Annotated in this window: 13 protein-coding genes; 1 reads left to right on the forward strand and 12 read right to left on the reverse strand. The window is 70.1% G+C overall.

Annotated features, from left to right (window positions below):
• Positions 1-44: 44 nt before the first annotated feature.
• The 10 genes from AB0O28_RS37015 to rpsP form a co-directional block, all read right to left on the reverse strand.
• A complete protein-coding gene (locus tag AB0O28_RS37015; protein WP_363647256.1) occupies positions 45-710 on the reverse strand; it encodes a M23 family metallopeptidase in 666 nt (221 codons plus the stop codon).
• Between the two features lie 87 nt (positions 711-797).
• Complete coding sequence (locus AB0O28_RS37020; RefSeq protein ID WP_036327164.1) at positions 798-1,121, reverse strand: DUF2469 domain-containing protein; 324 nt, start codon at positions 1,119-1,121, stop codon at positions 798-800.
• A 54-nt stretch (positions 1,122-1,175) separates the two neighbouring features.
• Positions 1,176-1,901 (reverse strand): ribonuclease HII, encoded by a 726-nt coding sequence (locus AB0O28_RS37025; RefSeq protein ID WP_363647257.1) that lies wholly within the window; start codon positions 1,899-1,901, stop codon positions 1,176-1,178.
• Between the two features lie 78 nt (positions 1,902-1,979).
• On the reverse strand, positions 1,980-2,699 hold the full coding sequence (gene lepB / locus AB0O28_RS37030; protein ID WP_363647258.1) for a signal peptidase I: 720 nt from the start codon (positions 2,697-2,699) through the stop codon (positions 1,980-1,982).
• Positions 2,700-2,719: 20 nt separating this feature from the next.
• Positions 2,720-3,571: a signal peptidase I gene (lepB, locus tag AB0O28_RS37035; RefSeq protein ID WP_363647259.1), complete on the reverse strand. Its 852-nt coding sequence runs from the start codon at positions 3,569-3,571 to the stop codon at positions 2,720-2,722.
• Between the two features lie 107 nt (positions 3,572-3,678).
• Complete coding sequence (gene rplS / locus AB0O28_RS37040) at positions 3,679-4,044, reverse strand: 50S ribosomal protein L19 (protein ID WP_363647260.1); 366 nt, start codon at positions 4,042-4,044, stop codon at positions 3,679-3,681.
• A 260-nt stretch (positions 4,045-4,304) separates the two neighbouring features.
• Positions 4,305-5,108, reverse strand: coding sequence for a tRNA (guanosine(37)-N1)-methyltransferase TrmD (gene trmD, locus AB0O28_RS37045; protein ID WP_363647261.1), 804 nt, complete (start codon positions 5,106-5,108; stop codon positions 4,305-4,307).
• 9 nt (positions 5,109-5,117) lie between these two features.
• Positions 5,118-5,636 carry a ribosome maturation factor RimM gene (gene rimM / locus AB0O28_RS37050; protein ID WP_363647262.1) on the reverse strand — a complete coding sequence of 173 codons (519 nt, stop codon included), beginning with the start codon at positions 5,634-5,636 and terminating at the stop codon, positions 5,118-5,120.
• A gap of 153 nt (positions 5,637-5,789) precedes the next feature.
• Positions 5,790-6,032: an RNA-binding protein gene (locus AB0O28_RS37055; protein ID WP_363647263.1), complete on the reverse strand. Its 243-nt coding sequence runs from the start codon at positions 6,030-6,032 to the stop codon at positions 5,790-5,792.
• A 1-nt stretch (position 6,033) separates the two neighbouring features.
• Positions 6,034-6,489 carry a 30S ribosomal protein S16 gene (gene rpsP, locus AB0O28_RS37060; protein ID WP_363647264.1) on the reverse strand — a complete coding sequence of 152 codons (456 nt, stop codon included), beginning with the start codon at positions 6,487-6,489 and terminating at the stop codon, positions 6,034-6,036.
• 283 nt (positions 6,490-6,772) lie between these two features.
• On the opposite strand from rpsP, the gene AB0O28_RS37065 reads away from it, so the two are divergent.
• On the forward strand, positions 6,773-7,390 hold the full coding sequence (locus AB0O28_RS37065) for a DUF4232 domain-containing protein (protein WP_363647265.1): 618 nt from the start codon (positions 6,773-6,775) through the stop codon (positions 7,388-7,390).
• 153 nt (positions 7,391-7,543) lie between these two features.
• Here AB0O28_RS37065 and ffh read toward each other — a convergent pair whose 3' ends face one another.
• Together ffh and AB0O28_RS37075 are read right to left on the reverse strand one after the other, a co-directional pair.
• Entirely contained in the window at positions 7,544-9,091 is a 1,548-nt protein-coding gene (gene ffh, locus AB0O28_RS37070; protein ID WP_363647266.1) for a signal recognition particle protein, read from the reverse strand.
• 127 nt (positions 9,092-9,218) lie between these two features.
• The coding region (locus tag AB0O28_RS37075; RefSeq protein WP_363647267.1) for an ATP/GTP-binding protein at positions 9,219-9,666 on the reverse strand (448 nt) is incomplete at its 5' end.

A 9,666-nucleotide genomic window follows, 5' to 3' on the forward strand; every position in this document is an offset into this window, starting at 1 on the left:
GGCGCCCCGGTCGTCGGTCGGCCCGGTGGTCACGCGCCTTCCGCTCATCGTGTCGTCTCGTGGACCGCGCCGACGGGCCACCGCGGCAGAAGGCGGACCTGCCCCCTGCCGAACAGGAGAAGCGGGTCAAGGTAGACAGGCCCGCGCAGGAGTCCCCAATGCAGGCAGGAGACGGCACAGTGTGGGCCGGTGTCCTCCTCGACCGTGCCGATGACCGCCCCGGCCGCGACGACGTCGCCGGGCCGGACCAGGGCGCGGACCGGCAGGTAGGTGGTGCGCAGGCCACCGGAGTGCGAGATCGTCACGACCCCTCGCCCGGCGACCCGCTTCGCCAGCCCGACGATTCCCGGCCCCACGGCCAGGACCTCCTCACCGGGCCGCGCGGACAGGTCCACGCCCCGGTGACCGGCCAGCCACCGCTGCTCCGGCGGGTCGAAGGGCCTGATCGGACGGGCCGGCCCGGAGAGCGGCCACCGCCAGCCGCCGGACGACTCTCCCCGCGATGCCGGTGAGCGCGACGCGACCGGCTCCACGGGCCGGGGCGCCGAAGCCTCCGCGGCCCCCGGCGCCCTCGCCGTCGTGACCGCGTACGGCTCCACGGGGCCTTCGGCGGCCACGGCTCTGATGGCGCCGGGTGGCCGGGCGAGGGCGGCGATCAGCAGGGCCGACAGGAGGACGAACGGCAGGACGACGGACGCGACGAGACGCATGCCATGACGATGCGCCTCGCGGGTCCCGCGCCGAGCGGCCGAACGGCGTTCTGGGGACAAGCCCCGCCGGCGGGCCTATCCGCACGATCAGCTGGAGAAGCCCTCCTTGGGCATCTCGAGGTCGGGCTTGGCCAGCTCCTCGATGTTGACGTCCTTGAAGGTCACGACCCGCACGTTCTTCACGAAGCGGGCTGGGCGGTACATGTCCCAGACCCAGGCGTCCTGCATCTTGACGTCGAAGAAGACGTCACCGTTTTCCGCGGTGCGGACGTCGAGGTCGACGGAGTTGGTGAGATAGAAGCGCCGCTCGGTCTCGACCACGTAGGTGAACAGGCCGACCACGTCGCGGTACTCCCGGTAGAGCTGCAGCTCCATCTCGGTCTCGTACTTTTCGAGATCTTCCGCGCTCATCCCGGTCCTCCTTCTCCGCTCCCCGTCGAGATCGCCCGTCGTGACCGGCCCCGTTCAGCAGACACCGGCCTCGACCTCATTCTCGCGCATGTCCTCATCCTGCCCCGTCCACAGGCTTTCGGCCGGGATCCGTGTCCCACGAGTCACCCTGGCCACCGTCACGAACGAGAACCGGTGGTGGGGGCTCGGCCCGTGCCGGGCCAGGGCCCGCCGATGGCCGGGGGTCACGTAGCCCTTGTGCAGGGCGAAGCCGTACTGCGGGTAGACCTCGTCGAGGCCGTACATCAGCCGGTCCCTCGTCACCTTGGCCACGATCGATGCCGCCGCCACGCACGCGGCGACCTGGTCGCCCTTCCACACCGCCAGCGACGGCGCGGGCAGCCCGGCCACCGGGAAACCGTCCACGAGGACGTAGCCGGGGACGAGCCCCAGCCCGGCGACGGCCCGCCGCATCCCCGCGATGTTGCACTTGTGCAGGCCGCGCGAGTCGATCTCCTCGGGAGGGATCACCACCACGTTCACGGCCCGGGCGGTCGCCGTGATCCGCTCGTAGAGGCGCTCGCGCACGGCCTCGGTCAGGAGCTTGGAATCGCTCAGACCGTCGATCTCCCGCCCCAGCACGACCGCGGCGACGACCAGCGGCCCGGCGCAGGCGCCGCGACCGGCCTCGTCCACCCCGGCGACCGGCGTGAAGCCCCGCCGGGCCAGGGCCCGCTCGTAGCCGTAGAGTCCGGAGTCCCGTCGTACGACACTCGGGCGCGGGCGATAGGCAGCTGTCATGTCGACAAGCAGATTACGCCCCATTCGGGACCGGCGATACGGCCGGAACCACCACCAACAGCAAAGCCGCAGGTCAGATCAGCGTACGACGGAGAAAGTCTCAGGCTGGGACAGAAGCGAGATCCGGTTCAGCGGCCAGTAGCGCAGGAACGCCCGCCCGTAGACGTCGTCCTCGGAGACCGTGCCCTGGTGTCCGTCTTCGACGTTGTAGCGCGAGTCCGCCGAATTGTTCCGGTGGTCGCCCATCAGCCACAACCGCCCCTTGGGGACCTTGACATCGAACTCGATGGTGGAGGGCTCTGCCCCCGGGTAGAGGTACTTGCCCTCCTCGTCCAGCGGCGTCCCGTTCACGGTGATGCGGTGCTTGGCGTCGCAGCACTTCACATGGTCGCCGCCGACCCCGATCACCCGCTTGATCGTGTCCTCGCCGTTCCAGCCCTTGAAGACCACGATGTCGCCGCGCTCCACCGGCCCGAACTTGTACGCGAGCTTGTTGACCACCACGTAGTCGTCGACCAGGAGCGTGTTCTGCATCGACTCCGACGGGATCCAGAACGACTGCAGCAGGAAGGTGTGGACCAGCAGCGCGACGACGACCCCGCCGAGCGAGTACGCGAGGATCTCCAGAAGGCCGGAGCCCTTCTTCTTCGCGGGCCCGCCCTTCTTCTTCTCCCCGGCGGCCGGCTCGTCCTCGCCCCCGCCCCCGCCCCCGGCAGGCTCCGCCGGATCTTCCGGAACGCCGTCCGCGGACCCCACCGGCCCGGCGGTTCCTAAGCGGCTTTCGTCGGCCTTCCCCACGCCTGTCTCCTCCGGCTCTGTCACGTCCTGCGCCTCGTCAGCCGCCGGCGCAGGGCCACCAGCGGCACGGCCCCGGCGAAGCCCGCGACGAACGGCGCCGCCCCCAGTGCCGCCTGGAGCGCCGGCTGCGCGAACGTCTCCGGGATCGGCAGGATCTTGGCCCGGTTGAACGGCCAGACGATGACGAACGCGCGGCCGATCACCTTGTCGGCGGGAATGGTGCCGCCGCCCGGGTCGCCCGTGTGCAGGCGGGAGTCCCAGGAGACGGAGCGGTGATCGCCCATCACCCACAGGCGGTCCGGCGGGACGGTGACCTCGAACTCGCGCGCGGACGGCTCGTCGCCCGGATGGATGTAGGACTTCTCGTTCAGCGGCACGCCGTTCACCGTCACCCGGTCCTGCTTGTCACAGCACTTGACCGTGTCACCCGGCACGCCGATGACCCGCTTGATGTAGTCCTTCTCCCCCGGCACGACCCCGAACGCGGTGCCGAGCCAGCGCAGCCCGGCCGCGACGGGGTTGGACGGCTCCTCGAGCTTCACCTCGGGATCCCAGGAGTCCACCCCGGAGAAGACGACGATGTCGCCGCGCTCGATGTCGCGGACGTGGTAGACCAGCTTGTTCACCAGCACCCGGTCGTTGATGAGAAGCGTGTTCTCCATCGACTCGGACGGGATGTAGAACGCCTGGACCACGAAAGACTTGATCAGCAGGGCCAGGGCGAGGGCGACCACGATCAGAACGGGCAATTCCCGCCAGAACGAGCCTTTTTTCTTCCCGTCTTCGGCGTTCTGCTTGACGTCTTCGGCGACCACGTCCACCCCGTCCTCGGCAGGGCGGCGCGTGTCCTGCCCCTGTCCCTCGCTAGCCATCGCTGCTGAGCCTAGATGATGTCCGCGACGGCGAGCGCCGGGGACACCGCAACACCGGCAAAAAGAAAGTGGCCCGCACCTGAGGTACGGGCCACGATCCCAAAGCCTTACTTGCCGGCCGGCAGCGCCTCGCGCTTCTCGCGAATGCGGGCGGCCTTTCCGCGCAGGTCACGCATGTAGTACAGCTTGGCGCGGCGGACGTCGCCACGGGTCAGCACGTTGATCTTCTCGATCACGGGGCTGTGAACCGGGAAGGTGCGCTCGACCCCGACGCCGTAGCTGACCTTGCGGACCGTGAACGTCTCACGGATGCCACCGCCCTGGCGGCGCAGGACGAAGCCCTTGAACACCTGGATGCGGGACCGGTTGCCCTCGACGACGCGGACGTGGACCTCCAGCGTGTCACCCGGGCGGAAAGCCGGTACGTCGCTGCGAAGGGCAGCCTTCTCGATCTCCTGGATCTGCGTGTGCATGGCGGCGGTTCCTCATTGACATGGGCACGCGGAGGTCCACCCGGCCGGGCCGGAGGCTCGGCGACGAGGGGGACACGCGTGCTTGGCTTGATACGTCTTGTCTGCCACGTCAGGCCGGGTGCACCCGGCCATGCCGAAGTAGGCAGCAGCGATTCAGTCTGCCACATGTATCGGTGCTAAGCGAAACGCTGCGCCGAAAGCCCCACCGAACGCCACACGAAAGACCACAAGGAACGCCGCGCGAAACGCCAGGCGGTTCGTCACAGCTCCTCAGGACGTCCCTCACGGCGCGCCTCGAACTCCTCGATGACGCGCCGGTCGTGCTTGTCCAGGCCGTCCGGGTCGAGCCGGGCGATCAGTTCCGGCCTTCTGGCGAGCGTACGGCGCAGCGCCTCGTCGCGCCGCCAGCGGGCGACTTTGCCGTGATGGCCCGACAACAGGACCTCCGGCACCTCGTGCCCCCGCCACACGGGTGGCTTGGTGTAGACGGGACCTTCCAGCAGATTGGCCATGGCCCCGGGCGCGAAGGAGTCGTCGGCGACGGAGCGCGCGTTGCCGAGGACCCCCGGCAGCAGCCTTCCCACGGCCTCGACCATCACCAGGACGGCCGCCTCTCCCCCGGCTAAGACGTAGTCGCCGATGCTCACCTCGTCGGCGCGCAGGCGCTCGCCGTACTCGGCGACGACGCGGGAGTCGATGCCCTCATACCGTGCCGGAGCGAACAGCAGCCACGGCTCCTTGGCGTACTCCAGCGCCACTTCCTGTGTGAACGGCCGGCCGCTCGGCGTGGGGACGATCAGCCGGGGCGGCGCGTCCTCCCCGGAGGCGGCGCGTCCGGCCTCGATCACGGCGTCGACGGCCTCGCCCCAGACCTCCGGCTTCATCACCATGCCGGGGCCTCCGCCGTACGGCGTGTCGTCCACGGTCTTGTGGACGTCGTGCGTCCAGCCGCGGAGCTGGTGGAGGTGGATGTCGAGGATGCCGCGCTCGCGGGCCTTGCCCATGAGGGAGACGTCGAGCGGGGCGAAGTACTCGGGGAAGATCGAGATGATGTCGACGCGCATCTGCGGCCCCTACTCCGCCTCTGCGGCGTCGAGCAGTCCGGGCGGAGCGTCGACGACGAGGATCCCCTTGCCGAGGTCGATCTCGGGCACGAGCGCCTTGACGAACGGGACGTACGCGTCGTCTTGGGACGGACGTGCCACCACGAGCAGGTCCTGACCGTGGTGGAGGACGTCGCTGACCTCGCCGACCCGCTCCCCCTCGGTGGTGACCACCGTGAGGCCGATCAGTTCGTGGTCGTGGAACTCGTCGGGATCCTCAAGCGGCGGCAGGTCGGCGGAGTCCACGACGAGCAGCGTGTCGCGCAGCGCCTCCGCGGCGTCCCTGCCCTCCACTCCGGCCAGGGTCAGCAGCAGGATGCCCTTGTGCCACCGGGCCCGCTCCACCGTCAGCGGACCGGCCGACGCCGGGTCGGTGACCAGCGTCGCCCCCGCGGCGAAGCGAAGATCGGGCTCGTCGGTGCGCACCTCGACCGTGACCTCGCCCCGCACGCCGTGCGGGCGGCCGATCCTGCCCACGACTAGCTGCACTTGTCGCCTACCTCCGCTACCGCTTCACCGTGCCGGTACGAACGGGACCGCCCGAACCGGCCTGTCATCCCGAACAATCTGGAAGAGCCGGTACGAAGCCGGAAAACACGCCGGGGGACCCCGATGCGGGGCCCCCCGGACGCGTCGTTCGGCTCAGCGCGCCTCTTCCAGGTCAACCAGGTCGATCCGCACGTACTTGCCGTTGGCCAGCGCGTTGACGACGGTGCGCAACGCCTTGGCCGTACGGCCGCCACGGCCGATGACCTTGCCGAGGTCGTCGGGGTGAACCCGGACCTCGAGAACACGCCCGGTGCGGATGCGCCGCGCGCGGACCCGGACGTCGTCCGGATGCTCGACGATGCCCTTGACCAGGTGCTCGAGGGCCTCCTCGAGCACCTCAGGCCTCGCCTTCCGGCTTCTCCTCCGCGGCCGTCGCCTCGGTGGTCTCTTCGGCCTTCACGGTCTTCTTGGCCTTCTTCGGCGTGGTGGCGGCGGCGCCGGTGTCACTCGACAGCGACTCCTTGGCCGCGGCCTCGTACGCGGCGTGCCGGTCGGGCTTGGGCTCGGCGACCAGGAGCGGCGTGGCGGGGGCGGGCTCGCCCTTGAACTTCTGCCAGTCGCCGGTCAGCTTGAAAATCTTCAGGACCGGGTCGGTCGGCTGCGCGCCGACGCCCAGCCAGTACTGCACCCGCTCGGAGTTCACCTCGATGCGCGAGGGGTTCTCCTTCGGGTGGTACAGGCCGATCTCCTCGATGGCACGGCCGTCCCGCTTGCTCCGGGCGTCGGCGACGACGATGCGGTACTGCGGGTTGCGGATCATGCCGAGCCGCTTGAGCTTGATCTTGACTGCCACGGGTGTGGTCTCTCCTGCATTAGAGCGTGGGTGAGCGGTGTCTCATCGAGTGGGGCACGATGGGAGCCCGCCCGAGGGACAGGCGCGACCGGCGGGGGTGAGAGGGCACCCGCCTGGTCACGATGTTCCAGCCTGACATTCTGCCAGATGATTCCCCATGCTCCGCAAAGCACGGTCCCGCCGCCGCCCTGTTTTCCGCACGGATGCGCCCATGAGACGAATCCGGAAGCGACCTGCGAACTGATCGGGCGGGTGAGCCGTCCAACCGGACATGCGAGTCACCATGAGCAGCACCCTGGCCGTGGGGGCGGCCCTCGCCCTGCTTGCCTCCGGCTGCGGCACGAACACCACACCCTCCACGCCCTCCGCGGCCACCGCACGCCCGGCCGCGACGACGACCCCGCACACCACCGCGGATGCGGCGAGAATCACCGCCGCGGACGCGGTGTCCGTCCCGTACGGCGCCGCCGCGCGAACCGCGGGCGCCGCCCCCTCGCGGTGCCGTACGACCGGGCTGCGGGCCCGGGTGGGACGGCAGGACGCGGCGGCGGGCAACCGCTACGCGCCGCTCGTGCTCACCAACACCTCGGCGAAGACCTGCTGGGTGTACGGCTTCGTCGGGCTCGTCCTCATCGACGGCCGGGGAGACGTGCTGCGCACGCGCACCCGCCGCGAGAGCGTCACCCCGCACCGGGTCACGTTGCGTCCGGGGGCGAGCGCGCACGCCCGGCTGCACTGGACCGTGGTGCCGAGCGGGCACGAGACCCGGTGCCCCGCCTCGGCCCGGCTGATGATCATTCCGCCGGACGAGGTGGCGCATCTGGAGGTCCCGTTCACCGCGACGGTGTGCGACGACGGCAGGATCGACACCACGCCGGCGGCTCCCGGCGCGAGCCTCTGACGACACCCGACCGCGATTCCGGCGGCGCACCCCAGGTGATGGGCGGCCCCACCGGGGTTCCGCCACGAGGTCCGCGCGGGTCCGGAACCCGCGCGCGGCCGGACCGGGCCGCCGCCCGGTGCGGACCGGACGGCGGGCGGTCCGGGCCTGTCCTCAGTTCTGGCCGGGCAGCTTCAGCTTCGACGGGTCGAACCCGGGCGGCAGCTCCAGGCCCGGGGGCAGCTGGCCGCCGCCGAGGTTGCCGAGCATGCCCTTGGGCAGCTTCGGGGCGTCCGAGGACGACGCGTTCGCACCGGCCTTGCCGAGCGCGGCCTTGCGCGGGTCGCCGCTGACCCGGCGGCCCTTCTTGGGCTTCTGCGCCTTCTGCTTGCGCCCGCCGGGCATGCCGGGGATGCCCATGCCCTGGGTCATCCGCTTCATCATCTTCTGCGCGTCGAAGAAACGGACCACCAGGTTGTTCACCTCGGTGACCGTCACGCCCGACCCCTTGGCGATGCGTGCCCGGCGCGAACCGTTGATGATCTTCGGGTCCTGGCGCTCGCCGGGCGTCATGGAGCGGATGATCGCCGCGATGCGGTCCAGGTCGCGGTCGTCGACCTGGTTGAGCTGCTCGCGCATCTGCCCCATGCCCGGCATCATCCCGAGCAGGTTCTTGATGGGCCCCATCCGGCGCACCATCATCATCTGCTCGAGGAAGTCGTCGAGCGTGAAGCCTTCCCCAGAGACGAGCTTGCCCGCCATCTTGGCGGCTTCCTGCTCGTCGAACGTCTTCTGCGCCTGCTCGATCAGGGTGAGGATGTCACCCATGTCGAGGATCCGGCCCGCCATGCGGTCGGGGTGGAAGGCGTCGAAGTCCTCGAGCTTCTCGCCGGTGCTGGCGAACATGATCGGCCGGCCGGTGACGTGCCGCACCGACAGGGCCGCGCCGCCGCGGGCGTCGCCGTCGAGCTTGGTCAGCACCACGCCGTCGAAGCCGACGCCGTCCATGAACGCGCGGGCCGTGCTGACCGCGTCCTGGCCGATCATGGCGTCGAGCACGAACAGGACCTCGTCGGGGGTCACCGCGTCGCGGATGTCGGCGGCCTGCTTCATCAGCTCCTGGTCGATGCCCAGGCGACCGGCGGTGTCGACGATGACCACGTCGTGCTGCTGGCGGCGCGCGTGGTCCACCGACTGCCGGGCCACCTCGACCGGGTCGCCCACGCCGTTGCCTGGCTCGGGGGCGTACACCGCCACCCCGGCCCGCTCGGCCATGACGGCGAGCTGCTGCACCGCGTTGGGCCGCTGCAGGTCGCAGGCCACGAGCAGCGGGGCGTGCCCCTGGTCGCGCAGCCACCTGGCGAGCTTGCCGGCCAGGGTCGTCTTGCCGGAACCCTGGAGACCGGCCAGCATGATCACGGTCGGCGGGGTCTTGGCGTAACGCAGTCGCCGCGTCTCGCCGCCCAGCACCTCGATGAGCTCGTCGTTGACGATCTTCACGACCTGCTGCGCGGGGTTGAGCGCCTGGGAGACCTCGGCGCCGCGGGCCCGCTCCTTGACCCGGGCCACGAAGTCCTTCACGACCGGCAGCGCGACGTCCGCCTCGAGCAACGCGATGCGGATCTCACGGCAGGTCGCGTCGATGTCGGCGTCGGAAAGCCTGCCTTTGGACCGAAGGGAGGAGAAGACCGAAGTCAGCCGGTCGGAAAGCGTCTCGAACACGTGTTTGGCCAGCCTCGAAGCGAGTGGACGGGTCGGTGAATCATCAGTCTCCCCAGACTATCCGCCCGTACGCCCTTCACGCCCGTGCCGCCGTGGAGAGATCGCCGGTCCGGTCCGTACGGGGTCCTCACCGGATCGCGCCCACATGGGATGCCAGCGCGTGTTCGACGAGCGTGATCAGGGTGCTCTTGACCGACTCCCGGTCCCGGGCGTCGGTGCGGACGATCGGGGTGTGCGGCGACAGCGTCAGGGCCTCGCGTAGTTCGTCCTCCCCGTGGGTGTACTCCCCGTTGAAACCGTTGACGCCGACGACGAAGGGCAGGCGCGCCTCCTCGAAGTAGTCCACCGCGGGGAAACTGTCGGCCAACCGGCGGGTGTCGACCAGCACCACCGCACCGATCGCCCCCCGCACCAGGTCATCCCACATGAACCAGAACCGATGCTGACCCGGCGTACCGAACAGATACAAAATCAGGTCCCGGTCCAGCGACACCCGGCCGAAGTCCATCGCCACCGTCGTCGTGGTCTTGTGCGGCACCAGCCCCACATCGTCCACACCCGCCGAGGCGTCGGTC

The sequence above is a fragment of the Microbispora sp. NPDC088329 genome, from assembly GCF_040685655.1.
Classification (GTDB): Bacteria; Actinomycetota; Actinomycetes; order Streptosporangiales; family Streptosporangiaceae; genus Microbispora.

What these genes read in the sequence shown, in the direction of transcription:
- AB0O28_RS37015 (WP_363647256.1), bottom strand. Translation starts at nt 710, where the DNA reads ATGCGTCTCGTCGCGTCCGTCGTCCTGCCGTTCGTCCTCCTGTCGGCC.
- AB0O28_RS37020 (WP_036327164.1), bottom strand. Translation starts at nt 1,121, where the DNA reads ATGAGCGCGGAAGATCTCGAAAAGTACGAGACCGAGATGGAGCTGCAG.
- AB0O28_RS37025 (WP_363647257.1), bottom strand. Translation starts at nt 1,901, where the DNA reads ATGACAGCTGCCTATCGCCCGCGCCCGAGTGTCGTACGACGGGACTCC.
- lepB (WP_363647259.1), bottom strand. Translation starts at nt 3,571, where the DNA reads ATGGCTAGCGAGGGACAGGGGCAGGACACGCGCCGCCCTGCCGAGGAC.
- rplS (WP_363647260.1), bottom strand. Translation starts at nt 4,044, where the DNA reads ATGCACACGCAGATCCAGGAGATCGAGAAGGCTGCCCTTCGCAGCGAC.
- trmD (WP_363647261.1), bottom strand. Translation starts at nt 5,108, where the DNA reads ATGCGCGTCGACATCATCTCGATCTTCCCCGAGTACTTCGCCCCGCTC.
- AB0O28_RS37065 (WP_363647265.1), top strand. Translation starts at nt 6,773, where the DNA reads ATGAGCAGCACCCTGGCCGTGGGGGCGGCCCTCGCCCTGCTTGCCTCC.